The sequence below is a fragment of the Streptomyces odontomachicola genome (assembly GCF_039605595.1).
Classification (GTDB): Bacteria; Actinomycetota; Actinomycetes; order Streptomycetales; family Streptomycetaceae; genus Streptomyces.
The window spans coordinates 49,003-70,545 of sequence record NZ_JBCFOK010000014.1 but is presented as its reverse complement, the minus strand read 5'-3'; the positions used below and the strand labels follow the sequence as shown (position 1 = coordinate 70,545).

Below are 21,543 nucleotides of genomic sequence, written 5' to 3'. Positions count from 1 at the left end.
GCACACGGTGTGCCGCAGCCACGGGGGAGGGAGGCCGGCGTATGTGGAGCTGTTGACTGCTCAGATCACCGTGCGTCAGCCCTGTGAAGTGGGCACGTACGAGCGTTCGGGGAGCGGTCGCGAATGGCCGTGTACGGCCCGGTGGCGCGCGCCCTTGCGACCGGTGCTCTTGAAGCGTTGGAGTAGCCGGCGCGCAATCCTCCGCAGGTCCCTGGCTCCCATGGCGGGCAGTCCGTTCCTGTGGAGACCGGCCGCCGCCTCGGTGAACAACCCAGCGTGTGGCGGTCAGTCGAACACCTCGGAGACCTGGATGTGGATCCTGGTAGTGGTCGATGTCCATGAGACAGACTCTGGCGGTCGAGCCATTCGTAGCGGATCACGCAAGAGCCGGGTAGCCCCGGGGCAAGGCTCTCCGCATCCTGCTAGCGTGCTTGGAGATCAACGATCTCAGGGGGGCTGAGTGGGGGTCGTCGAGCCGTCGCAGGCGGAACGGCAGCGGCAGGCGCAGATTCTGCGGTATTGGCGAGCGGTCGAGTACTTCAGTCCGCCGAAGGTGGATCCGGTCGATCAGAAGAAGCACATGTTCCCGGTGGGGGCGCGCAGGCCGCTGCCCTGGGAGCCGGGCTCCGTGATCAGCACCCTGTCCTCCTGCGCGTGGGCCGTCGCATAGACCCTCAACCGCTGGTGATCAGGCCGGCGGTGGCGGGAGAGAGCAGCCAGTGCGCCCCGGGGCCGCATGTGCGATGGGGCAGAGGGATCGAGAGCCACTCGTCCACGGAGTGCACGTCGGCGCGTTCGCTGCCCTCCAAGTGCTGCCAGCTCCCGCTGGGGACGAAGAAGGAAGAAGAAGGCATGCCTGCCGTCCGTCACCACGGCGCCGCAGCTCTCCCCCAACCGTGCGCAGAGCTTCTGCCCTGCCCGGCACGAGACCCGTACGGCGTCCCATTCGCGCCCATCGGGCTCCAGCTCCAGGGCACGGCGCACCGGGGGCTCGGATCCGGTCACCGTGCTGCCCTCTTGTCCGCAGTGGTCTGCAGCGCGTCCTCCACGGCTCGTGCAGCAACTCCGGGTCGATGAGACCCCCTTGGGCACTCCACGGCCGAGCCCAGTGCAGATGGCGGGTGCGGGTGCGCGCGAGCGGCGGGATGTCCAGGCAGGTCGCCTTGCCCAGCAGTGGCACGCCGCAGTACGAGGGGAGCTCTCACGCCAGGGTGACGCCGGGCGGGACCAGCCAGGTGTCCCGGTGGGCGTACGGGCCCCGGATGAGCGCGCCGCTCCCGGAGCCGAGGCGGATCAGCATCCGGGCGGCGAGGTAGGCGGGTACGCGCATGGTGTCTCGGCCGATCCCCGCGGGCTGGGTTACGGAGGTAACGCCGAGCGGAGGGGACCAGCTCTCCTCGCCCTTGGCGGTGTCCCTGGTACCGGCGTACATCCGGCCCAGCAGGATCCGCCTCGGCTACCGTTGACGCGCATCGCCTCGGGCGCCGCCTCGAACGCCTTGTTCAGCGTGGCCAGCGCCGCCTCCGGTGGCCCATCGAGCTGGCAGCCACGAACCTCCTCGATGCGGTGCCGGGCCCGCGGTGGACGGGAGGGGATGGTGGCAGCGTCCGCCGCCGCGGCCTGCCGCACCGATTGCCCGACCGCGTGCAGTTCGACCGCCACCGTGACCGCGTGCGCCCCCACGATGGCCCGGAAGAAGGAGGTCACCGGGTGGTAGTAGCCGATGGGCAGTTGCTGCGCCTTGGCCGAGCCTTGCCCCACCATCCCCATGCGGTACCGGTGTTGCCACGACGTGCAGCCGTGGTCCCGGCCGTCCTTGCTCCGGCTACCGGAACCTAGGTCCGTTGTTCTTTCAGCCCGTGCCTCCAGAAGGTGAAGTAGGTGCTGCCGTCTGCGCGGTAGGCCTTAAGGCCCACCAAACCGTCCGGGTTCTTGCTCATGCCGGTATAGAAGGCGTAGTTCTTGAAGTTGGCGGAGATCTGCTTTGCGTACGCCGAGGCACCCTTCTCGAATGCCGTGACTTCGTCCTGGCCTGCACCCGACGCCGCAAGAAAGATCTTCACCGCCCCCATGTAGTGCTTGAGGTGTGACAGGTAGCTCCTCTTGTCGAACGTGACCGGCTCCAGCCCGAATCGGTGGACGACACTATCCGCGGAATCGTGGCCGTCCACGTCCGGCGGGCAGGCGACCTCGAAGACGACGTCGTCGACGAGTCTCAGCGGAAACTCGTCGCTGAACATGATGTCGTTACTGACGATGTCCCTGTAGGAGATCACTCTGTGTTCCTCTCGGCACTCGGAGCCGCGTTACCGGCCCGGCGGCGTGCTAGCGCAATGGTTCGCAACTCTTCGCAATTGTGTCATGACGTACCGTTAATGACCCCTGATGCGACGGGTTGTGCGGCCGCGCGCCGCTTCGGCCCTCTGTCGTTGCCGCGTCCCAAGAGGTGCACCGTTGGGGGAGGGGCGACTCGCCGTCCCTCTCCCAACGCCTGCTCGTCACGCATCAGCGGGCCAGAACTGGACCAGATAGCGCTCGGCGCCGTGCGGCACTCCGTGATCGGTCAGGGCCTTCACGCGCGACCGGCCTGTGCAGTGGACCCGGATACTCCAGCGCATCTTTTCCGCGCCGAGATACAGGTACTCCTCCATCGCCCCGCCGTAACTCCACACGGCAAGCTCCCCGGAGGGCGAGTACAACTCGGCTTCTTCCTGCGCCTCCCACTCCGTGCTGGTATCCGCCGGCGGCTCGGCGTCCCACACCTCCGCCGTCAGGGGTGCGGTGTGAGTATGACCCTCGCTCTTCACATCGACACGGCAGACATGCGCGGTCAGCATTCCCGCACCGTCCCGCCGCCCGTCCGGATACTCCTCATCCAGAAAATCCTCATCGGACTCCTGAAGCGAGAAGCCGGAAAACTCGACGAATACGTCCATGTCCTGCTGATGCTGTAGCTGTGCCACCGCTGCTCCCCCCTCAATGTTGCCCATGCGCGGCATGCCTGCTCGACCGTATCGATCAGCACGGTAACCGGGCCTCCTCTCCGTCACGTAAGACGCATGTGGCTGATCTGCGGCGCAGGCGACTGGCTGCAACAGGCCACTTGTACAGGGAGGTTGCCGTGGCATTTTCACCCGCACTGATCGCGGATCTCGCTGCCGCAACGCGCACTCTTTACGAGGACGCGGAGCTGGTGCTGATCGAGCAGCTACGGGAGGCGATTGCGCAGGGTCTGGAGGCGCCGGCGTGGGCGACGATCAAGGCGAGGTCGGCGGGTCATCTGCGTGCCGCCGTCGAGGAGATCACAGCGGTGCTGGAGCGGGATGCCGACGGAGCTGTGGCTCGCGCGCTGATGGAGGCGTACGAGCGCGGACGCCAGGCGGCGGTTGCTGAGCTAAGCGATCTGGATGCTGGCGGCCAGCTTCAGGGGCGCCGCGTACTGCCGAACGCACCGGCCGTGGATCGTCTGGCCGCTTCATCGACCGTTCCGGCCGCTCGTGGGAGCCGGCCTCCTACGCGGAGATGGCCGTGCGGTCCGTTGGCGCCCGGAAATTGACAGTTCCTCAGCCTCCAGCTCCAGAGTGGAGGGCTTGCGGAAGGTCTGGCCCTTCGGGCGCCTTGCACTTTGGGCGGGCAGGACTGCCGCATAGCGCTCGATCTGTGCTGAAGTCCGTGGTGCGGTGGTGGGCGTCTTTCAGGGCAGTACGCGGTAGGTCACGTGGGTGACCGAGGTCGCCGCTCGCGATTCCATCTGCTGGAGGTTCAGCGACGGCACGCCGTCGAAGAGCCGCGTACCCGCGCCGAGCGTGAACGGGACGATGTGGAGGCGCAGTTCGTCCATCAGGCCTGCGGCCAGGTACTGATTGACGGTGGTCGCGCCCCCGTGCACCGACACCTCGCGGCCTGCGGCCGCCTCGCGAGCCTGTCGCAGCGCGGACTCGATGCCGTCGGTGACGAAGGAGAACGTGGTGCCGCCGTCCATCGGCTGCGGTTCGCGTGGATGGTGGGTGAGGACGAAGACCGGCGCGTGGTACGGGGGCTTCTCGCCCCACCAGCCCTTCCACTGCCGGTCCCAGGCGCCGCGTACGGGGCCGAACATGTTGCGCCCCATGATGAAGGCGCCGACCGCCGCCAGCCGGTCGAGCTGGGCCTGCCGCTGCTGCGGGCTCTCGAACATCCAGGCGTGCAGCCTGTCGCCCCAGCCATCGCCGCCGTCGTCGCCGAACGGGCGCTGCTCGGTCTGGTTGAGGCCGGCCGCGTACCCGTCGACGGAGATCGAGAGGTCGCAGGTCACCTTGCCCACATGTTCGGTCACTGTGCCGCCCTCCCTCGTGGCCGGCCCTCCGTCGCCCTCGCGGCGGATCGCTGGAGCCGTTCGTCACCGAAACAGACCGTTTCGGGCCCGTGAACTCATCGCAGAACTCATCGCACGGCCCGGACGCCGCCCCCGACGACGCGCAGTCGGGCCGCGGCTTCCCGGCGCTGCGCACGGTGGGCGGTCAGGCTGTGGTGTCGTCGGTGTTCGCCCCCCAACGGCTCGCTCATCCGGCGCCACATGGGCGGGAGCTGATCCGAAGCAGGGGCCTGGACGCCATCGGCGCCCTCGTCATCGCCCTGAGCGAAGTAGGTGAGCAGCCCAGCAGCCAGACCATTCGACTGTGCGAGGAAGTCCAGCGGCATGGTTCCTGGGCGCGGTGTTGGGAGATCTTACGTCTACGTGCTCGGCCGGTGAGCGGCTCCTCGCTCGGGGCGGCGCGGCACGCTCCCGCGGGCACCTGCTGTCAGACGGGCGGCCAGTTCCGCAGTGCCGCGTCGGCCACCCGCTGGAGTTCGGGGCGGGTGGCGCCGCCGGCGGCCTGGACGGCGATGCCGTTCGCCACCGTCATGACGTACCGGGCGAGCTGTTCCGGATCCGCGTCGGGCGGCAGGTCGCCCTCGTCGACGGCCTGCTGGAAGCGGTTACGGAGGCGGGCGCGGCCGTCGTCGCGCCAGGCGATCAGGGCGTCCTGGGCCGCCCGGCCGGAGTCGCCGGCGGCCAGCGAGCCCTGTACGCCGAGGCACCCGGCGGGGCAGCCGGGGCGGGTGGTCGCGTTGACCGAGCCGGCGAGGAAGGCCGTGGCCACCTGGCGGGCACTCGGTTCCTCCAGTGCGCGGGCCGCATAGGCGGCGGGGCCTTCGGTGTAGCGCTCCAGGGCCTTGCGGAACAGCTCCTCCTTGTTGCCGAAGGCCGCGTACATGCTCTTGCGGGTGATGCCCATGGCCTGGGTCAGGTCGGTCAGGCTGGCGCCTTCGTACCCCTGCTCCCAGAAGACCCTCATCGCCCGCTCCAGGGCCTCGTCGGCGTCGAAGCCTCGCGGTCGGCCGAGAGGCGCTTTCCGGCTGATCTCCACGGCTTCACCCTACCTCTCGATACCGATCGGTGCGGAAGTGCTACGGTTCAGTTCTGCACCGATCGGTATCTAAATTTGAGGAGTTCAAGCAGTGGGACAGCTGGAAGGCAAGACCGCCGTTGTCACCGGCGGAAGCAGCGGAATCGGCCTGGCCGCCGCGGCGCGGCTGGCGTCCGAGGGCGCCCATGTGTTCATCACCGGCCGGCGCAAGGACGCGCTCGACGAGGCCGTCGAGACGATCGGTGACTCCGTCACCGCGGTGCCGGGTGACATAGCCGAGCCGGGCGACCTGGACCGGCTGTACGGGGCGATTCGTGAGCGTGGCCGGGGCCTGGACGTGCTCTTCGCCAACGCGGGCATGGCCACGCTCGGACCGCTGGAAGAGGCCACCGGGGAACAGTTCGACCAGATCTTCGACATCAATGTCCGGGGCGTACTAGGCACCGTGCAGAAGGCGCTGCCGCTGCTCAACGACGGCGCCTCGGTGATCTTCAACGACTCCATCCGCGCCGACGACGGCCGGGAGGGCTTCGGCCTGTACGCGGCGTCGAAGGCCGCGGTCCGGTCCCTCGCGCGGACCTGGGCCAACGAGCTGAAGGGCAGGGGCATCCGGGTCAACACTGTTGCCCCGGGCGCGATCGACACCCCCGGAGTCGACATCGCCATTGGCGAGGGAGACACGGACGCCGTCAAGGCACAACTCGCGGCGGGGGTCCCGGTCGGCCGCAGGGGACGCCCGGAGGAGGTCGCCGCCGCCGTGGCCTTCCTCGCCTCCGCGGACAGCAGCTTCATGCTCGGCACCACCCTGCACGTCAACGGCGGTGAGAACCAGTTCTGACCGGGCTACGCGGAGTCCCGGACTGTCGCGGGCGAGACGTCGCCCGCGACAGTCCGCCCGGCCGAAACCAACACCCCCGCAACACGGCCAGGTTGGACACGGAGCGCAAAACCGCCCCAACCTGGCGGGGCAGCCCAGGGCCCCCGAAGTCACCTCGTACGACGGGGTTCGCCGGCAAGGAAGCCGAAACGCTGAGGTCGCCGGTGAGACGGCCTCGTACGGCGAGGGGGCGTGCGGGAGGGCGGTCGCCGGCGGATTACGTGTGTGGTGCGGCGCGTTCCTGACCGCGGGCTGCGTGGTCTCAGCGGTCTGCGCTGGCCGCGGCGGCGCGCTGGTCGAGGATGCGCAGGGCCGTCTCGCCCCACTGGAGGTTCTCGCGCTCGAAGGCCATGCCGCGCAGCAACGTCAGGTACGGCCCGACCCGTTCGGCCTGTGCGCAGTGCTCGTCCTCCGTACGGCCGTCGAGGAGGCGCTCCTTGAGGCGTTCGTACCGTGCGAGTTTGGCGGCGGCCCACTCCCTGCGCTCGGCGATCGCCGCCCGTACGGCCGCGAGGTCGCCGACGTCCGCGCACTGCACCTTGACCAGGAGCTCGTCGCGGATCGTCGTCGGCTTGCCCGGTGGTTCGGCGACGTAGGTGCGCACCGTTTCCCTGCCGGCCTCGGTGAGCGAGAAGAGCCGCTTGTTCGGCCGGCGCTCCTGCTCGACGACCCGGGCGGCGATGAGGCCCTCGCGCTCCATGCGCTCGAGTTCACGGTAGAGCTGCTGCGGGGTGGCCATCCAGAAGTTCGCGACGGAGGCGTCGAAGCTCTTGGCCAGGTCGTATCCGGACGCCTCTCCTTCGAGGAGCGCGGCCATCACAGCGTTGCGCAGTGCCATGGCCGCACCGTATCGCCTCGTTGATTAGTCATCGATGTGACTGTTGCGACTCTCCTCGCGCCCTTCTCCGTGCGCGAGGGGGTGGACAGTCCGCGCAGCGTGAACCTAGCCTCCGATGCACCTAATCAACTAATTGACTACAGGTGATGTCGTGCATCCCTTCCGCCAGGCCGTCGAGAACCGCGACGAGGCCGCCATCGAGGACCTCCTCGCCGAGAACGTCGTCTTCACCAGCCCCGTCGCGTTCAAGCCGTACCCGGGCAAGGCGATCACCGCGGCGATCCTGCGCGGCGTGATGCGGGTCTTCGAGGACTTCGCCTACCTCCGCGAGATCGCGAACCCCGACGGCCGCGACCACGCCCTCGTCTTCACGGCCACGGTGGACGGGCGGCAGATCCAGGGCTGCGACTTCCTCCACTTCGACGAGGTGGGGAAGATCGACGACTTCACCGTCATGGTCCGCCCCCTGTCCGCGGCCACGGCGCTCGCCGAGGCGATGGGCGCCCAGTTCGACCGGATCGCAGCCGAGGCCGCGGAGGCCGCCGAGACAGTGGAGACCGGGGAGACCGAGGAGGCTCAGCGGTCCGGAGCGTGACGGCCGGGCGGCGTGCTCAACTGCGGCCCAGCATCTGCGCGTTGAGGATCGTTCCGCCCAGGCTCCAGCCGCCGTCGGCGACCTCTTCGAGGAGTACGAGGGTGGTGGAGCGGGCGCGCTCCCCGTACACCTCGGCGAAGGCGTCGGTCACCGCGTCCTGCAGCTTCTTCTTGGACTCGGCGGTGAGCGTGTCGGCGGGGACCTTGAGGTTGGCGAAGGGCATGAGGTCTTCCTTTGCGGTGGCTTTTCGGGTGGTCGACGGGTGTGTACGAGCCGATGACGCGGTGTGATCCGGCGCGGGCACGGCCTGCATGCCCTCAACGCTGCGGCGCTTTCGGCCTGCGTACCAGGGGATCTCATCCCCCCTGTCGGCCGCCCGTCGGCGGACGGCCATCGCGCAGACTGGGCGCGTGGGCTCTACGAGATACACCGCTTCTGCGAAACACACCGCTTCTGCGAAATATGGGGAACTCGGCGCGTTCCTGCGCTCGCGCCGTGAGCGGATACGTCCCGAGCACGTCGGTCTCGTCGCAGGGCCGCGCCGCCGCGTCCCGGGGCTGCGCCGCGACGAGGTGGCGCAGCTCGCCGGCGCCTCGGTCGACTACTACACCGAGCTCGAACGGGGCGCGGGCTCCCAGCCCTCGGAGCAGATGCTCGCGGCGCTGGCACGCGCGCTGCGCCTGACCTCGGACGAGCGCGACTACCTCTACCGCCTCGCCGACCGCCCGCTGCCCGCGCACGGCGGGCCCGCGACGCACGTACACCCCGGCATGACGGACCTGCTCACCCGGCTGACCTCGACCCCGGCGCAGGTCATCACGGACCTGCACGTCACCCTCGTACAGAATCCGCTGGCCGTCGCCCTGCTCGGCGACCACTCGGTCTTCCGCGGGAAGGACAGGAGCTTCGTCCACCGCTGGTTCACGGACGCGGGCGCGCGCGGCCTGTATCCCGAGGAGGACCACGACGCGCAGTCCCGCGCGTTCGTCGCCGATCTGCGGGCCGCCGCGGCGCGCCGCGACGCGAAGGACCCCGAGGTCCGCGGCCTGATCGCCGAACTCGGCGAGCGCTCACCCGAGTTCGCGGCGCTGTGGGCCCAGCACGAGGTGAGGGTCCGCCGGGACGACACCAAGCGCATCAATCACCCCTCGCTCGGCACGCTGGAGGTCAACTGCCTCCACCTCCTCAGCGAGGACGGCGGGCAGCGGCTGCTGTGGTTCACCCCCGCCCTGGGTACGGACAGCGCCGAGAAACTGGACCTGCTCAAGGTGATCGGAACACAGCTCACCGACAGCCCGAGCTGACGGGAGCCGTCACAGCCGTCACTGCCGTCAGCCCCGTCAGGGGGTCAGTTCATCGACGGCGTACGGATGGCGGCGATGTCGAACTGGAGGCGGACCTTCTCGCTCACCATGCTGCCGCCCTGGGCCAGCCGCGCGTTGTAGTTCAGGCCCCAGTCGGAGCGGTCGATGGTGGTGGTGCCGTCGAAGCCGACCCGCTCGTCGCCGAAGGCGTCGGTGACGTGGCCGATGTAGGTGAGCTCCAGCAGCACGGGGCGGGTGACGTCCCTGATCGTGAGGTCACCGGTCATGCGGTAGAGGTCCGTGCCGGCGAGTTCGACACCGGTGCTGGCGAAGGTCATGCGCGGGTACTGCGCGGCGTCCAGGAAGTCGCGGCCGGTCAGGTGGGCGTCGCGCTGCGGCTCGCCGGAGTCGACGCTGGCGGTGGCCAGCGCGATGCGGGCGTGGGAGCGCGCGGGGTCGTGGCCGTCGAAGTAGAGCCTGCTCTCGTACTCCGTGAAGGCGCCCCGCACGGTGGTGACCATGGCGTGCCGCACGGAGAAGCCGATCCGGCTGTGCGCGGAGTCGATCATCCACTCGCCGGTCAGCCCCGCGAGGCCCGGGTCGGCGTGGAGGCCGCGGGACTGTTCGGGGACGCGGGCCGCAGCGGGCACATCCTCCGTCGCGCGCCGGGAGGGCGAGCTGCGTTTGAAAAGGTTCATGATCACTTACCTACGTGTCAGTACGGTCCCGCCGCAAGCCCCGTTCAGTGGCCGGACACCGTCTGACCTGCGCATTCCTCGATCGCCGGTTCAGTTCGGCACAATCTCCGCCCGTCATTCAACGATGCTTCACCGCCCTTCACCGCGGGCGTACGAACCCGAAGGCGCGGGCGCGGGGCCGCACGCCTCACCCGCGCCCGTCGTCGTACGGGGTCCCCGCGCCCGCCGTCGTACGGGGTCGGGCTGCACCTGTCCCTGTGCGCGCGGCTCTTCGGCTGTCACTTTCCTGATGTGCCGCAGGCGTGTGTGGGGCGAGACGGGCGAGCGCTCCCACCTCCAGAGCGGTCCACAGCGCGCCGTCCGGGCCCTGGGCGATGCCGTGCGGTTCCGAGGAGGGGGTGGGGAGGTCGTATTCGTGGATGCGGCCGTCAAGGGTGATCCGTCCGATGCGGTTGGCGGCCCATTCGGTGAACCAGCAGTTTCCGTCGGCGCCGACGGCGATGGCGTGCGGGCGGGACGCGGGGTCGGGCAGGGCGTATTCGTCGATCGTCCCGCCCGGGGTGATCCTTCCGATCCGGCCGGCGCCGATCTCGACGAACCACAGGGCGCCGTCGGCGCCGGCGGTGATGCCGACCGGGGCGCCGGCGGGTGTGGGCAGCGGATGGACGCTGACGGTGCCGTCGCAGGCGAGGGCGCCGATCGCGTTCGCCTGGTTCATCGTGAACCACAAGCGCTCGTCCGGGCCGACGGCGATGGCCGAAGGAAAGGCCCCCGAGAGGGGCAGGGGGAATTCGGTGACGTGGCCGTCGGTCGTGATGCGACCGATGCGGTCGGCGTTGGTTTCGGTGAACCACAGCGCGTCATCAGGGCCCGCCACGATCCCGAACGGCCCGGCGTCCGGCGTCGGCAGCGGGAAGGAGGCGGTGTCTCCCGTGGTGGTGATGCGCCCGATGCGGTGCCCGCGGTACTCGGTGAACCACAGGGCGCCGTCGGGCCCCGCCGCGATGACCGACGGCCCGCCGGAAGCCGATTCCAGCGGGTAGGAGGCGATGTCGCCGTCGGAGGTGACCCTCCCGATCCGTCCGTGATGGACCATCGTGAACCACATCGCGCCGTCAGGACCGGCGGCGATTCCGTAGGGCCCGGCCGCGCGGTCGGAGACGGGGAGTTCCGTGAGGGAAACGGTCGGGCGACGCGTCATGGGAGGTTCCTCGGGCAGCGGGCCGGGCTGGGGGAGGGGATACGCCTGCGGATGCTAGCCGGGCACATGTCCTCGTGCTCGTGGATATTCGGGCTGCGCGGGTGCGCGGTTGCACGGGCTGCTGTGCGAACGCCGACGGCGGCATCGCGGCGCTGCCCTGACGGAAACCGCGCTCGCACACGGGCGGCAACTCCCCGTAAAGCCGCGCTCGTTGGGGCGCATATGCCAAGGGGTTCCCTCGCCCGTGCCCCAGTGCGCCTTGCCGCGCGCACTTGCCACGTCGTGGCGTGGAGAGCACGGTCACAGTGTTGCCCTGCCCGCTATGGCCCCGCGACGCGAGGTGGCTGAAGGGTGTGAGGTCGGATGTCGGCGCCTGCAGTGGAGTCCCTGGAACGCACCGGTCACGAGGTGTTGGAGCGGGCACGGCGGCGGGTGCAGCCGCTGTTGGAGGAGCAGGTGAGCCTCCGCCTCTCGGCGCTGGGCGGTGTGGCCGCGTACCACCTGGGCTGGCAGGAGGCCGACGGCGCGCGCTCGCAGGCCGGGTGCGGGAAGACCGTGCGCCCGGCGCTGTGCTTCGCGGCGGCCGAGGCGGTCGGCGCGTCAGCCGACGCGGCCCGTACGGAGGCGGCGGCGGTGCAGCTCGTGCACGACTTCTCCCTCTTGCACGACGACCTCATCGACGGCGACCGCACGCGTCGCCACCGCCCGGCCGTGTGGGCGTCGTTCGGTCTGCCGGCCGGGGTGCTGTGCGGGGACGCGCTGGTGGCGACCGCGCTGGCCGCCGTCGCCTCCGCCTCGGGGGAGGCGGCCGGGTTCCTCGCCGAGACGGTGGTGGAACTGGTCGAGGGCGAGGCGCTGGACGTGGCGTTCGAGCAGCGCGCCCGCGTATCTCCCCAGGAGTACGTGGCGATGGCGGGGGCGAAGACGGGCGCGCTGATGGGCTGCGCCTGCCGCCTCGGCGCGCTGGCCGGGGGAGCGGACCGGCTTCGGGCTGCGCAGTTGGCCGCCTTCGGGCGTGAGCTGGGAGTGGCCTTCCAGATCGCCGACGATCTCCTGGGCCTGTACGGAGAGGAGGCGGCGACCGGCAAGCCCGTGGGCTCCGACCTGGCCTCCCGTAAGAAGTCCCTGCCCATCCTGGCCGCGCTGGCCGCCGACACCTCCTCGGGGCGCGAACTGGCCGCCCTCTACGGCCAGTCGGGGCCGATGAGCGAGGCGGACGTCGCGCACGCGGCCCGCCTTGTCCACGCGGCGGGCGGCGTCGACATCGCGCGGCGGTACGCCGCTGATGCCCTCCGCCGTGCCCGTACGGCCCTCGACGAGGCGCGGCCCACCGCGCACGGGCGCGAGCACCTGACGGCCCTGGCCCATGTGCTCACCCACCGCGATCGGTGAGCCGGGCGTGCGGTACGGGAGCGGCGAGCGGCGCGGAGTGAGCCGCCTCCGTGGCGCCGCTCGGGCGCGCGCTGGTGCGGTGCGCGCTGGTGCCGATCAGGCATCAGGGGCATAGGGAGTACGAGGGAACCGCCGGCCCTACACCCCGGCAGACGGGCCCCTGGGTACGTCCGGGTACGTCGCCGAGGCCCTCCCCGGTCGGGGCCCCGATCAGGCCCCACCTCATCCAGACCGCACTGGCGCCCCAACAGGCAGGTGGCCACCTATGGCCCGCGTTATGACTGCGGCATACGCCGCGAAGGCCCGGCGGGAAGCGCCCAGCTCTTTCGGAGCGCCAACAGCGCACCCACACCCAGGAGTTCATGCGCAACCGCAATGCACGACAACAACCACAGGGGTTCACATGCTTGAGACGCCGAGCGGCGGAACGGAATCGATCCACGTGATCAACCCTCTCCACGCCGACCCGTATCAGCCGAGGATCGAGCGGATATACGACGATCCCCCGGAGATGTGGCAGGACATCATCGGCCCGGAATTGTGGTTCCAGTTCGGAATCTACGATGCACGGGCCACGCAGCCCGAACCGCTCGACGATGTCGGCCGCCGCCATCTGGCACGCCAACTGGAACTCGCCGCGGACTCCTTGGGGCCCGTACGTGACGTCCGGAACATTCTGGAGATCGGCTTCGGGTGGGGCATCTCTCTCGTCCATCTGGCCCGGTCCTTTCCGGCGTGCATGCGACTGGACGGAATCAACATCAGCCGCCCGCAGGCCGAGTGCGCCAGCCGACGCATGCACGATCACGGGCTGTCCGACCGCGTACGCCTCTACCTCGGCAGCGCCCTGGACGCCGACCTGCTGCCCCACGTACCGGAGGGCTACGACCTCGTCCTGGCGCGCGGGGTCATCACCCACTTCAGCCCGGCCGTCACCCAGGCCGTCCTGGGCACTCTCGCGTCCCGGATGCACCCGGGAGCCACCGTCGTCATCTCCGAGAACCTCTACAACGTCCCCTTGCAGGAGTACACCTCGGCCATCCCGGACGAAGAGGACCGGCTGGCCTGCGGCCATCGCAAGACGCCTCAAGGTCTCACCGAAATCATGGAATCCAGCGGACTGGCCGTACGGGATGTGCGGAAGCTTCCCAGCAATGAGGAGTCCATTCGCTGGCTGGCGCACATCAGAGGCAACATCGACCGCCACTTCGGGCCTCGCCCGCCTGCCGTCATGCGGGAACTCCGCAAGCACGCCGAGAACTGGAGCATCGCCCTGCGCAAAGACCACGTGTCGGTCTACAGCATCATCGCGCAGCGCGGGGAAGCGTGATGGGGAAGGGAGCACACACCATGTCCGCCGACCTTCTGGAACCGTACCGGCCGCACATGACCCGGCCACAGGAATACGTTCTCGCCCAGGCATTGCTCGATTGGACACAGGCGCGATGTGTCTGCCGGCGCGATGCCGACTGGCACGCCAAGCGGGCCTTTTCCGCGACGGTCTTCGCCATCGAGTGCCGACCGGCGGACGCGACATGGCAGGAGAGCCTGCCGGCGGGGAAATACCTCGTCTTCTTCTTCAATGCCGACGACGGGTCGACCGACGAACTCGCCCAGCTCACCGAGCAGTTGCGCAGGGGGAGCGCGACCACGGCCGGCGAACTCGGCTGCCTCTACCGCGGACTGCTGGCCGACCTCCACGCCCGGCAGCTGGACACGTCCCGGCTGGAGGCCGACATCGCGCGCATCTGCGCGACGGCCGACACCGAGGACCAGCATGATCCGGCGACGATGACGGAGAGCCAGTTCAGCGCCGTGCGGCAGATCAGCGTGCACGGGCCCGCGTACATCGGCCTGTGGGCGCTCCTGCGAGGGCTGCGCCTCTCCGGCGCCGAGGGGCTCGTCTCCCAGGCCATCGAGGCGATCTACCTGGCCAACGACCTGGCCTCCTGGAAGAAGGAGTCCGTACCCGGCGCCGAGAGCGCCTGCCGCACCTCCAACTTCGTCCTCTTCCACGCCGCGCGCTCCGCGGGAGGGATACCCGCGGCCTGCGACGCCGCCGTGACCCGCTACAACCACCTCACCGACACCTTCGCCACACTCCGGCCCTCACCCCTGGTGGCCCTGCTGGCCGGCATCGTGGACGGCAACCTGCGCGGCCACCGCCGCCTGACGAGCACGCGCTACCACGGCGCCGAGCAGTACCTGCGGCGCCTGCACCGCATCAGCGCGCGCCCCGCGCCCCGTTCACCAGCCTCGATGACGTACGGACCCTCGATGGCGTAAAGGCCCTCGACGACGTAAGGACGGAGGCGGCGGGGACCGTGCGGCGGTGTCAGTACAGGTCGTTCTTGTAGTGGTCGTCGATGACCTCGTGCAGGCCGTCGGCGAGGGGGCCGAGGCTGTCGGCCATCTTCGCGGCGTTCTCCGCGATCGACAGGGTGTAGAAGTCGCCGCTGACCAGGACGGCTTCCGCCAGTCCGCGGGGGTCGCCGTCCCACAGCCCTGCCCGGATGACCGCCTTGCCGCACTGCCCGAACACCTCGCGGACGCGCACGATCGTCGCGAGCACGGCCGGTTTGCCGTCCGCGCTGAGCATGTCGAGCAGCTCCGGGTCGTCGGTGACGAACGCGTCGCCGTTGACCCGGATCACCTCGCGCACGCCGGGGACGAAGAAGACGAGCCCGACCGCCGGGTTGCGGGTGATGTTCTCGAAGCTGTCGGCGAGCTTGTTGCCAGGACGGTCGGGTATGGCGAGCGTCCAGGGGTCGAGGATGCGTACGGAGCCGGGCGGGTCGCCCTTGGGGCTGGTGTCGAGCTGCCCGTCGGCGCCGACGGTGGCCATGCAGAAGAAGGGGCTGTGGGCGATGAACCGGATGGAGAACTCGCCCAATCGGGAGTCCTTCTTCTCCGCGATGAAGCGCGGCGGGTATCCGATGACCTCGCGGATGCGGTCCATGGTCACCGGGGTGTAGGCGTCGGCGGCGGTGGCGGTCGGTGTGTCCGCCGCGGTGCCGGCCGGTGCGTCGATGGTGGGAGCTGTGCTCATGACGTGCCGTCCTTTCCCTCGTAATACTCGTGGGGCTTCGTGCGGGGAGGCCCTCGTGGTCACAGGTCGAGGACGAGGCGCGGGGTGCAGGCGCGCGATACGCAGACGAACATCCGGTCGCCCGCCTCCCGCTCGTCCGCGGAGAGGATCTCGTCGCGGTGATCGGGCACCCCCTCCAGCACGGTCGTCTCGCAGGAGCCGCACAGCCCGGAGCGGCAGGAGGCCGGCACCCGGATTCCGGCGTCTTCGAGGCCGTCGAGGATGCTGCGGCCCGCGGGCACGGCGACGGTCGTACCGGAGGCGCGGCATTCGACGTCGACGGGCTTGTCGTCGGCGGGCGCCTTGGGGCGGGCCTTGAACCGTTCGATGTGCAGGGTGTCCTGGGGCCAGTGCGCCACGGCCTCGTCGAGCGCGCTCAGCAGTGACGCCGGGCCGCAGGCGTACACCTTCGCTCCGGGCTCGACCTCGGCGAAGAGTGAGTCCAGGGGCATGCGGCCGACGGTGTCGGCAGGGTAGAGGCTCACCCTCGACCCGTAGTGCCGCAGTTCGTCGAGGAACGGCATCGAGGCCGCGGTGCGACCGCCGTACAGCAGCCGCCAGGGCGTGCCCTCGCTCTCCGCCTGACGGATCATCGGCAGGATCGGCGTGATCCCGATGCCGCCCGCCACGAACACGTACGAAGCGGCCGGCCGGAAGGCGAAGTTGCTGCGCGGTCCCTTGAGACGGAGGCGCTGCCCGGGGCGCAGGAAGGCGTGGAGGTATTCGGAGCCGCCGCGGCTGGCGCGCTCACGCCGTACGCCGATCCGGTACGAGCTCTCCTCGCCGGTCGGGCCGCACAGGGAGTACTGGCGCTGGATCCCGGTCGGCAGCACGAGGTCCACGTGCGCCCCGGGCTCCCACGGCGGCAGCGGCCCGCCCCCGGCCCTGTCGAGCTGGAGCGAGACGACGCCGTCGGCCTCCCAGCGCAACTGCCGGACGGTGACGTCGAATCCGCTGGAGGATGCGGCGGGCTCGCGGGCGGCGGCGGGCTGCGGGCCGGAATCGGCCTTGGCGGGGGCGGCAGGGGCGGTGGGAGCAGCGGAGGTGGAGGCGGAAGAAGGCATCTCGTTCCCTGACTCAAAGTGTTAACAGCGTTATCAACGAGTGCGCGCACGCTACTGCTAACATCGTTAACATGTCAATCGAGGGGACCGAGGGTGCGGAGCGCGGCCGCACCACGCTGGCCACCGCGCGGGCCGACAGGGCGGTGCGCGAGGCGCTCGCGCTGGTGGACGAGGGCGGCCTGGAGACGCTCACGATGCGCCGTCTTGCCGACCGGCTCGGCGTGCATCTGCCGACGCTCTACCGGCTGTTCGCCGGCAAGGACGCGCTGGTGGACGAGATGGCCGAGGCGATCCTCGCCCGCGCGCTGCCCGCCGCCGCGTACGACGGCGACGCCGGATGGGCGGACCGCGTCAGGGGCCTGGCCGCGAGCCTGCGCGCGGCCTTGCTGGCCCAGCGCGACGGGGCGCGCATCGTGGGCGGCAACTACGCGGCCAAGCGCAACAACCTGACCTACATCGACACCCTCGTCGGCTGCGTGCGCGACGCCGGTCTCCCGCGCGACCACGGCCTGTGGGCCGCCGGAGCGGTCTTCTGCTACGTGCTGGGGGAGACCCTCGAGGAGCAGGGCGCCGGGGGAGGGGAGTCCGACACCCTCGCCGACGTCGTACGCGCCGGCGGCTATCCGCACCTGGCGGAGGGCCCGGTCGACTCGATGCTCGACTTCGACGCGCGCTTCACCTTCGGGCTCGAACTCCTGCTGGGTGGCATCGGATCCGTAGCGGGGGCGGCTTCGCCCCAGGCCGGTGCGTCCGGGGAGAGCGGGGGCGGCGGGGTCGGCGCCTGACGGTCGGGGCCTGACCGCTGGCGAAGCTGGCTGCTTGACGGCTGGCCCCCGGATCCCCGGGCCTCAACAGTCCGCCGGCGAGGGCCATTTCCGTACGAATCCTCAGGCGGCGATGTCCGCCGCGAGTCGATCGGCGACGGTGCGCGGCTCGCGGCCGAGGAGTTCGGCGAGCAGGGGGTCGGTCTCGGCGAAGTAGCCCAGGCGGCTTGCCTGGTACCAGGAGAGGACGAGCCGGGCCGTCTGTTCCGGCATACCGGCCGTGACCTGGTCGGCGACCCACTGCTCGTCGTCCAGGACGACGCGCTCGACGGCGCGTCCTGTGAGGTCGGAGGCGACCTCGGCGAGATCGGCGAAGGTGACGGCGGCCCGTGCGGTGAGCGTGACGGGGCCGTCGAGGGAGCGGTCGCCGGCGAGGAGGGCCGCGGTGCCCTCGGCCACGTCGTCGCGGTCGGTGTACGGGACGGGCCCGTCCATCGGCTGGGCGATCACTCCGGCCTGCTGCCAGGGGCCGAGTACCTGGTCGAGCGGCCCGTAGGCGCCGTTGCGCAGCGAGGTCCATGCGACCCCGGAGTCGCGGAGGATCTCCTCCGTGGCGATGTGGAAGTGCGAGGGGCCGTACGGGTTGCCGGGCACGGCGCCCTGCTGGCTCGTGTAGAGGATCCGCCCGACGTCGGCCGCGACCGCGGCCTCGATGGCGTTGCGGTGCAGGCCGACCATATCGGCGGCCGGGTCGTTGCCGGACACCACGAGCACCTGCTCGGCGCCCGCGAAGGAGTCGCGCAGCGCGGCCGGGTCCTCGTAGGAGCCCTGCCGTACGCGTACGCCGCGGTCGGCGAGGTGCTGCGCCTTCGCGGTGTCGCGGACGCTGACGCCGATGCGGTCGGCGGGTACGCGGCTGAGGAGGTGCTCGACGGTGGCGCCGCCCAGCCCGCCGGTGGCGCCGGTGACAACGATCATGGCTTTGACCTTCCTGAATGCCCACGGCGAGGGGTCGTGGCCGGAGGCGGCGTCGTAAGTTGACAACCCGGGTCAGTTTCTCTTGCGTCTGCGACCGTAGGTAAACTGACCCGGCGAGTCAAGTTAAGTGTCGGTGGGTGACAGGAAGAGACGGTGAGGGGCATGGCCGGTGGAGCGTCCTCGGGGTCCCGGCTGCGCGCCGACGCCCGGCGCAATTCCGAGCAGATCAGGTCTGCCGCGATCGGCGCCTTCCAGGGGCAGGGCCTGACGGTGCCGCTGGAGGAGGTCGCCAAGGCGGCGGGGGTGAGCAAGGCGACGATCTTCAACCGGTTCGGCGGGCGGGTCGGTCTCATCGAGGCCGTCATCGAAGAGGTCGTGGCGAGCGAGGTGTTCGGCGTCATCGAGCACGCGCGGGCCCTCGACGACGCCGGCGAGCGGATCACGTACTACCTCACCGCGCTCCGCGACCTCCAGTACCGCCAACCCGCCTTCAACGACGTCCTGTTGCAGACCTATCCGCACTCCGAGCAGCTCATGGAGATCTGCCGGATCGGCGGCGAGGCCAACGAGGAGTTCATCGCGGCGGCGCGGGTCTCCGGCGCGCTGCGGCCGGAGTTCACGGCGGACGACCTCCAGGCCCTGGTCCACGACAACGCCCTCGCCCTCAAACACGGCGAACGCCCTCCGCGCGACGCCTATGACCGCCGCACTGCGTACCTCCTGGACGGAATCCGCGGGCGCGCGTGCGCTTCTGACGGCTGATCCGGAAGCGGCGTGCCTGGGTCAACCGCCCGTGGTGCGGCCGGCACGGGGACGTGGTGCCGAATCCGCCGCTGGTCCGGCGCCGACGGGCGTGGGTGCGGGGCTCAGGCGAGGGCCGCCTTGAGGGCGTCGAGCCAGTGGCGGGTGGTCTGGCGGGCGAGCGTGCTCTGCGGGGCGGCGAAGTCGAACATGTGCCAGGCGCCGGGCACATCCTTGGTCTCGACGGGAACGTCGGCCTCGGTGAGACGGCGTGCGTAGGCGAGGCCCTCGTCCCGCAGCGGGTCCAGGCCGCAGGTGAGGATGTAGGCGGGAGGCAGTCCTGTGAGGGATGCGGCGCGGGCCGGCGCCGCGTAACCGGGCGTGGCTTCGGCGCGGTCCGGGCCGAGGTAGGCGTCCCACATCTCGGTGATCTCCCGGCCGTTGCACACGCGCGGGTCGGTGATGCGCTCCCGCGACGGCGTCGGGCGGTCGTCGGTGACGGGGGCCACGAGACTCTGGAATGCGATCGCGGGGCCGTGCCGGTCGCGGGCCATCAGGGTCACCGCGGCGGCGAGACAGGCGCCGGCGGAGGCTCCGGCCACCGCGATCCGGGCGGGGTCGACGCCGAGTTCGGCGGTGTGGGCCGCCAGCCAGCGCAGGACGGCGTAGCAGTCCTCGGCCCCTGCGGGGTAGGGGTGCTCGGGTGCCAGGCGGTAGTGGACGTTGACGACGACGGCGGGGAGGTGGGCGCCGATGTCGCCGGCCATGGCGCTGGGGCCGTCCAGCTCGCCGAGCGCGAAGTAGCCGCCGTGCAGGTAGAGCACGGCGGGCAGGGGTCCGTGGCCGTCCGCTGCGGGCTGGAGCACCTGGATGTCGATGGGGTTCCCGTCCGGGCCGTCGACGGTGGTGTGGGTGATGCGCAGCCGGTCGTCGGACTCCTCCGTGAGCGGGGTCAGCAGATCGCGGAAGCGCTCGCGGGCACGCTCGATGTCTTCGAAGGGGCTGGGCTGTTGGGGCAGGGAGGCCAGTGTCGCGGCCAGCTCCGGGTGAACGGGGCCGTTCGTGTGGGCCTGGGGAGTGGTGGGAGAGGGCACCCGCACCTCCATCGTCTCATTGATATGGTCAAGAGCCGCCGACGATATGATCTCAATGAGACGGTGTCAAAGGGAGGATTGATGGTGGGGAAGCTGACGTTCTCGGCGTACGCGGTGCTGTGCCTGCTGGCCCGTCACGGCCCGATGACCTCGTACGACCTCAAGGCCCGGGTGGAGGAGAGCATCGGATTCTTCTGGCCCATCCCGCACGCTCAGCTCTACAGGGACCCCGCCAAGCTGACGGAACTCGGGCTGCTCTCCGAAGAGGCCGAAGAAGGCGGTCGACGCCGCAAGCTGTTCCACCTCACCGCCGAAGGGCGAAAGGCGGTCGAGGACTGGATCGCGGATCCCACCACGCCCCCGGCGGAAACACGCGACCCCGCCCAACTGAAACTCTTCTTCGCCGACCTCCTCGACCCGGCAGCCACCACCGGCCTCGCCGCCGCCCAAGCCGCCCGCCACCAGGAACTCCTCGGCACCTACCGGAAAAGGCTCGCCGAACTCGACCCCGAGGACCCCGCCTCTCGCGCACGCGCCCGCCTTCTCACCTTGGGGATGCGCCACGAAGAAGCCCACGCGGAGTTCTGGCACGCCCTCGCGAGGGATGCGGGGCAGAACGACTAGGGCGTTTCTGATGGCTTTCGGATGGTGTCGCGGAGCCGGATGGCGACCGCGGCGGCGCCGCAGATGGGTGAGGTTCGTAGTCCACCGCCGCAGTCACCGAATGACGTGGCGTCTCATTGCCACAGCACCTTGATTTCCGTGGTGTGGGCGTGCTTTTGCGCCATGAGCTGGGCCCGCACCCTGTCGCCGAGACGGTGGGTCCTGGCCCGCCTTCCCTTCCCCCGCCTGCGCGGCCGTGGCACGCCGGCGCTCTCGGGGACGGTGGGCGGGAGCGGTTTCTGCGCCCGTGCGCCTCGTGGCGTGTGGTGAAGCATGTCTTCCCCCTCGGTTCTGTTCTGCGGTGCTGCGAGACGGCCGGCCGGGTCCCTCGGTCGCCGCGCGCGTCCACGACCGAACGGTCACTGAGTGACGGCGCATCCTCCCGATGGGACTCACCCCTTGAGCATGGAAGCGGCGCAGCGGCGACCGACAGCAGATTCGGCCTGGACCGAATCACGACACCCCGGGACAATTCCGTTGCGGGGAACGGGGGTTGGGGGAGGGGTCGATGGTCTACCGCATCCACCTCACCGGTGGGGATCCCGTCCGCACCCGGGTGGCGCAGAGCCCGATGCCGCTGTCCGAACTCGACTTCGCCTCACGGACGCTCCAGGCCCCCCGCCTGCCGGTGTGGCTGCACGCCTGGCGGCAGCGCGTGGTCGCACGGCTGACACCGGCATGCCGCATGCCCTTATCCCTCATCCCGGCGGTCGGCTGGTCTCCCTCCTTCGCCTGTCCCGCGCGGTCCGGCACGTACGAGGAACTGCTGGAGCGCGTCCGAGTGGCTCTGTTCACGAGTTGCGGCAGCAGATGTACACATCACTGAGCAGCGCGTACGTGGCGGCGTGTTCGATGT

25 protein-coding genes and 2 pseudogenes are annotated in these 21,543 nt (G+C 70.3%); 12 read left to right on the top strand and 15 right to left on the bottom strand.

The features are described from left to right. Positions 1 to 460: 460 nt before the first annotated feature. Positions 461 to 670 carry a hypothetical protein gene (locus ABEE00_RS24490; RefSeq protein WP_345747808.1) on the top strand — a complete coding sequence of 70 codons (210 nt, stop codon included), beginning with the start codon at positions 461 to 463 and terminating at the stop codon, positions 668 to 670. Between the two features lie 4 nt (positions 671 to 674). Here the strand turns inward: ABEE00_RS24490 and ABEE00_RS24485 are convergent, their stop codons facing one another. The 5 genes and pseudogenes from ABEE00_RS24485 to ABEE00_RS24465 form a co-directional block, all read right to left on the bottom strand. Further along, entirely contained in the window at positions 675 to 854 is a 180-nt protein-coding gene (locus ABEE00_RS24485) for a hypothetical protein (protein WP_345747807.1), read from the bottom strand. A 347-nt stretch (positions 855 to 1,201) separates the two neighbouring features. Continuing rightward, entirely contained in the window at positions 1,202 to 1,432 is a 231-nt protein-coding gene (locus tag ABEE00_RS24480) for a hypothetical protein (protein ID WP_345747806.1), read from the bottom strand. A 26-nt stretch (positions 1,433 to 1,458) separates the two neighbouring features. After that, positions 1,459 to 1,811, bottom strand: a pseudogene (locus tag ABEE00_RS24475) (XRE family transcriptional regulator); the annotation flags it as partial. Between the two features lie 24 nt (positions 1,812 to 1,835). Continuing rightward, entirely contained in the window at positions 1,836 to 2,276 is a 441-nt protein-coding gene (locus ABEE00_RS24470) for a translationally-controlled tumor protein (protein WP_345747805.1), read from the bottom strand. A 222-nt stretch (positions 2,277 to 2,498) separates the two neighbouring features. Continuing rightward, positions 2,499 to 2,990: a hypothetical protein gene (locus ABEE00_RS24465; protein ID WP_345747804.1), complete on the bottom strand. Its 492-nt coding sequence runs from the start codon at positions 2,988 to 2,990 to the stop codon at positions 2,499 to 2,501. Positions 2,991 to 3,121: 131 nt separating this feature from the next. Here ABEE00_RS24465 and ABEE00_RS24460 point away from each other — a divergent pair, with 131 nt between their 5' ends. Then, on the top strand, positions 3,122 to 3,556 hold the full coding sequence (locus ABEE00_RS24460; protein ID WP_345747803.1) for a hypothetical protein: 435 nt from the start codon (positions 3,122 to 3,124) through the stop codon (positions 3,554 to 3,556). A gap of 138 nt (positions 3,557 to 3,694) precedes the next feature. On the opposite strand, the gene ABEE00_RS24455 is transcribed toward ABEE00_RS24460, so the two are convergent. Together ABEE00_RS24455 and ABEE00_RS24450 are read right to left on the bottom strand one after the other, a co-directional pair. Beyond that, positions 3,695 to 4,315, bottom strand: a complete 621-nt coding sequence (locus tag ABEE00_RS24455) for a dihydrofolate reductase family protein (protein ID WP_345747802.1) — start codon at positions 4,313 to 4,315, stop codon at positions 3,695 to 3,697. Positions 4,316 to 4,781: 466 nt separating this feature from the next. Beyond that, the gene (locus ABEE00_RS24450; protein ID WP_345747801.1) at positions 4,782 to 5,390 is read right to left on the bottom strand and encodes a TetR/AcrR family transcriptional regulator; all 609 of its coding nucleotides are present in this window, start codon (positions 5,388 to 5,390) and stop codon (positions 4,782 to 4,784) included. Between the two features lie 91 nt (positions 5,391 to 5,481). Between ABEE00_RS24450 and ABEE00_RS24445 the strand changes: the two genes are divergently transcribed. Then, positions 5,482 to 6,228 carry an SDR family oxidoreductase gene (locus ABEE00_RS24445; RefSeq protein ID WP_345747800.1) on the top strand — a complete coding sequence of 249 codons (747 nt, stop codon included), beginning with the start codon at positions 5,482 to 5,484 and terminating at the stop codon, positions 6,226 to 6,228. 301 nt (positions 6,229 to 6,529) lie between these two features. Here ABEE00_RS24445 and ABEE00_RS24440 read toward each other — a convergent pair whose 3' ends face one another. Beyond that, positions 6,530 to 7,105: a PadR family transcriptional regulator gene (locus ABEE00_RS24440; protein ID WP_345747799.1), complete on the bottom strand. Its 576-nt coding sequence runs from the start codon at positions 7,103 to 7,105 to the stop codon at positions 6,530 to 6,532. 151 nt (positions 7,106 to 7,256) lie between these two features. Here ABEE00_RS24440 and ABEE00_RS24435 point away from each other — a divergent pair, with 151 nt between their 5' ends. Next, a complete protein-coding gene (locus ABEE00_RS24435; RefSeq protein WP_345747798.1) occupies positions 7,257 to 7,700 on the top strand; it encodes a nuclear transport factor 2 family protein in 444 nt (147 codons plus the stop codon). A gap of 16 nt (positions 7,701 to 7,716) precedes the next feature. On the opposite strand, the gene ABEE00_RS24430 is transcribed toward ABEE00_RS24435, so the two are convergent. Next, a complete protein-coding gene (locus ABEE00_RS24430; RefSeq protein ID WP_345747797.1) occupies positions 7,717 to 7,923 on the bottom strand; it encodes a tautomerase family protein in 207 nt (68 codons plus the stop codon). 187 nt (positions 7,924 to 8,110) lie between these two features. Here ABEE00_RS24430 and ABEE00_RS24425 point away from each other — a divergent pair, with 187 nt between their 5' ends. Further along, positions 8,111 to 9,004 carry a helix-turn-helix transcriptional regulator gene (locus tag ABEE00_RS24425; protein WP_345747796.1) on the top strand — a complete coding sequence of 298 codons (894 nt, stop codon included), beginning with the start codon at positions 8,111 to 8,113 and terminating at the stop codon, positions 9,002 to 9,004. Positions 9,005 to 9,048: 44 nt separating this feature from the next. Here the strand turns inward: ABEE00_RS24425 and ABEE00_RS24420 are convergent, their stop codons facing one another. Further along, a complete protein-coding gene (locus tag ABEE00_RS24420) occupies positions 9,049 to 9,702 on the bottom strand; it encodes a YceI family protein (protein WP_345747795.1) in 654 nt (217 codons plus the stop codon). A gap of 313 nt (positions 9,703 to 10,015) precedes the next feature. Continuing rightward, positions 10,016 to 10,903 (bottom strand): annotated as a pseudogene (locus tag ABEE00_RS35870) (Vgb family protein); the annotation flags it as partial. Positions 10,904 to 11,266: 363 nt separating this feature from the next. Here ABEE00_RS35870 and ABEE00_RS24410 point away from each other — a divergent pair. From ABEE00_RS24410 to ABEE00_RS24400, 3 genes are all read left to right on the top strand, one after another. Further along, positions 11,267 to 12,295, top strand: coding sequence for a polyprenyl synthetase family protein (locus ABEE00_RS24410; protein ID WP_345747794.1), 1,029 nt, complete (start codon positions 11,267 to 11,269; stop codon positions 12,293 to 12,295). A gap of 403 nt (positions 12,296 to 12,698) precedes the next feature. Beyond that, positions 12,699 to 13,625, top strand: a complete 927-nt coding sequence (locus tag ABEE00_RS24405) for an SAM-dependent methyltransferase (protein WP_345747793.1) — start codon at positions 12,699 to 12,701, stop codon at positions 13,623 to 13,625. Between the two features lie 20 nt (positions 13,626 to 13,645). Then, entirely contained in the window at positions 13,646 to 14,581 is a 936-nt protein-coding gene (locus ABEE00_RS24400; protein ID WP_345747792.1) for a hypothetical protein, read from the top strand. A 49-nt stretch (positions 14,582 to 14,630) separates the two neighbouring features. Here ABEE00_RS24400 and ABEE00_RS24395 read toward each other — a convergent pair whose 3' ends face one another. Both ABEE00_RS24395 and ABEE00_RS24390 read right to left on the bottom strand, forming a co-directional pair. Continuing rightward, positions 14,631 to 15,344 (bottom strand): MSMEG_1061 family FMN-dependent PPOX-type flavoprotein, encoded by a 714-nt coding sequence (locus ABEE00_RS24395; protein WP_345747791.1) that lies wholly within the window; start codon positions 15,342 to 15,344, stop codon positions 14,631 to 14,633. Between the two features lie 59 nt (positions 15,345 to 15,403). After that, positions 15,404 to 16,447 (bottom strand): PDR/VanB family oxidoreductase, encoded by a 1,044-nt coding sequence (locus ABEE00_RS24390; RefSeq protein ID WP_345747790.1) that lies wholly within the window; start codon positions 16,445 to 16,447, stop codon positions 15,404 to 15,406. Positions 16,448 to 16,518: 71 nt separating this feature from the next. Here ABEE00_RS24390 and ABEE00_RS24385 point away from each other — a divergent pair, with 71 nt between their 5' ends. Next, a complete protein-coding gene (locus ABEE00_RS24385) occupies positions 16,519 to 17,232 on the top strand; it encodes a TetR/AcrR family transcriptional regulator C-terminal domain-containing protein (protein WP_345747789.1) in 714 nt (237 codons plus the stop codon). A 102-nt stretch (positions 17,233 to 17,334) separates the two neighbouring features. Here the strand turns inward: ABEE00_RS24385 and ABEE00_RS24380 are convergent, their stop codons facing one another. Then, complete coding sequence (locus ABEE00_RS24380; protein WP_345747788.1) at positions 17,335 to 18,189, bottom strand: NAD(P)H-binding protein; 855 nt, start codon at positions 18,187 to 18,189, stop codon at positions 17,335 to 17,337. 162 nt (positions 18,190 to 18,351) lie between these two features. On the opposite strand from ABEE00_RS24380, the gene ABEE00_RS24375 reads away from it, so the two are divergent. Then, positions 18,352 to 18,951, top strand: coding sequence for a TetR/AcrR family transcriptional regulator (locus tag ABEE00_RS24375; protein ID WP_345747787.1), 600 nt, complete (start codon positions 18,352 to 18,354; stop codon positions 18,949 to 18,951). Between the two features lie 104 nt (positions 18,952 to 19,055). Here the strand turns inward: ABEE00_RS24375 and ABEE00_RS24370 are convergent, their stop codons facing one another. Next, the gene (locus tag ABEE00_RS24370; protein ID WP_345747786.1) at positions 19,056 to 20,024 is read right to left on the bottom strand and encodes an alpha/beta hydrolase; all 969 of its coding nucleotides are present in this window, start codon (positions 20,022 to 20,024) and stop codon (positions 19,056 to 19,058) included. An 81-nt stretch (positions 20,025 to 20,105) separates the two neighbouring features. Between ABEE00_RS24370 and ABEE00_RS24365 the strand changes: the two genes are divergently transcribed. Together ABEE00_RS24365 and ABEE00_RS24360 are read left to right on the top strand one after the other, a co-directional pair. Continuing rightward, on the top strand, positions 20,106 to 20,648 hold the full coding sequence (locus ABEE00_RS24365; RefSeq protein WP_345747785.1) for a PadR family transcriptional regulator: 543 nt from the start codon (positions 20,106 to 20,108) through the stop codon (positions 20,646 to 20,648). A 547-nt stretch (positions 20,649 to 21,195) separates the two neighbouring features. After that, positions 21,196 to 21,513 (top strand): hypothetical protein, encoded by a 318-nt coding sequence (locus ABEE00_RS24360; RefSeq protein WP_345747784.1) that lies wholly within the window; start codon positions 21,196 to 21,198, stop codon positions 21,511 to 21,513. Positions 21,514 to 21,543 lie beyond the last annotated feature (30 nt).

Excerpts from the sequence above, each read along its gene's own strand:
- ABEE00_RS24430 (WP_345747797.1), bottom strand. The coding sequence starts at position 7,923 with ATGCCCTTCGCCAACCTCAAGGTCCCCGCCGACACGCTCACCGCCGAG.
- ABEE00_RS24480 (WP_345747806.1), bottom strand. The coding sequence starts at position 1,432 with ATGTACGCCGGTACCAGGGACACCGCCAAGGGCGAGGAGAGCTGGTCC.
- ABEE00_RS24390 (WP_345747790.1), bottom strand. The coding sequence starts at position 16,447 with ATGCCTTCTTCCGCCTCCACCTCCGCTGCTCCCACCGCCCCTGCCGCC.
- ABEE00_RS24395 (WP_345747791.1), bottom strand. The coding sequence starts at position 15,344 with ATGAGCACAGCTCCCACCATCGACGCACCGGCCGGCACCGCGGCGGAC.
- ABEE00_RS24485 (WP_345747807.1), bottom strand. The coding sequence starts at position 854 with ATGCCTTCTTCTTCCTTCTTCGTCCCCAGCGGGAGCTGGCAGCACTTG.
- ABEE00_RS24360 (WP_345747784.1), top strand. The coding sequence starts at position 21,196 with ATGGTCTACCGCATCCACCTCACCGGTGGGGATCCCGTCCGCACCCGG.
- ABEE00_RS24420 (WP_345747795.1), bottom strand. The coding sequence starts at position 9,702 with ATGAACCTTTTCAAACGCAGCTCGCCCTCCCGGCGCGCGACGGAGGAT.
- ABEE00_RS24465 (WP_345747804.1), bottom strand. The coding sequence starts at position 2,990 with ATGGGCAACATTGAGGGGGGAGCAGCGGTGGCACAGCTACAGCATCAG.
- ABEE00_RS24405 (WP_345747793.1), top strand. The coding sequence starts at position 12,699 with ATGCTTGAGACGCCGAGCGGCGGAACGGAATCGATCCACGTGATCAAC.
- ABEE00_RS24380 (WP_345747788.1), bottom strand. The coding sequence starts at position 18,189 with ATGATCGTTGTCACCGGCGCCACCGGCGGGCTGGGCGGCGCCACCGTC.
- ABEE00_RS24365 (WP_345747785.1), top strand. The coding sequence starts at position 20,106 with ATGGTGGGGAAGCTGACGTTCTCGGCGTACGCGGTGCTGTGCCTGCTG.
- ABEE00_RS24440 (WP_345747799.1), bottom strand. The coding sequence starts at position 7,105 with ATGGCACTGCGCAACGCTGTGATGGCCGCGCTCCTCGAAGGAGAGGCG.
- ABEE00_RS24400 (WP_345747792.1), top strand. The coding sequence starts at position 13,646 with ATGTCCGCCGACCTTCTGGAACCGTACCGGCCGCACATGACCCGGCCA.
- ABEE00_RS24375 (WP_345747787.1), top strand. The coding sequence starts at position 18,352 with ATGGCCGGTGGAGCGTCCTCGGGGTCCCGGCTGCGCGCCGACGCCCGG.
- ABEE00_RS24410 (WP_345747794.1), top strand. The coding sequence starts at position 11,267 with ATGTCGGCGCCTGCAGTGGAGTCCCTGGAACGCACCGGTCACGAGGTG.
- ABEE00_RS24385 (WP_345747789.1), top strand. The coding sequence starts at position 16,519 with ATGTCAATCGAGGGGACCGAGGGTGCGGAGCGCGGCCGCACCACGCTG.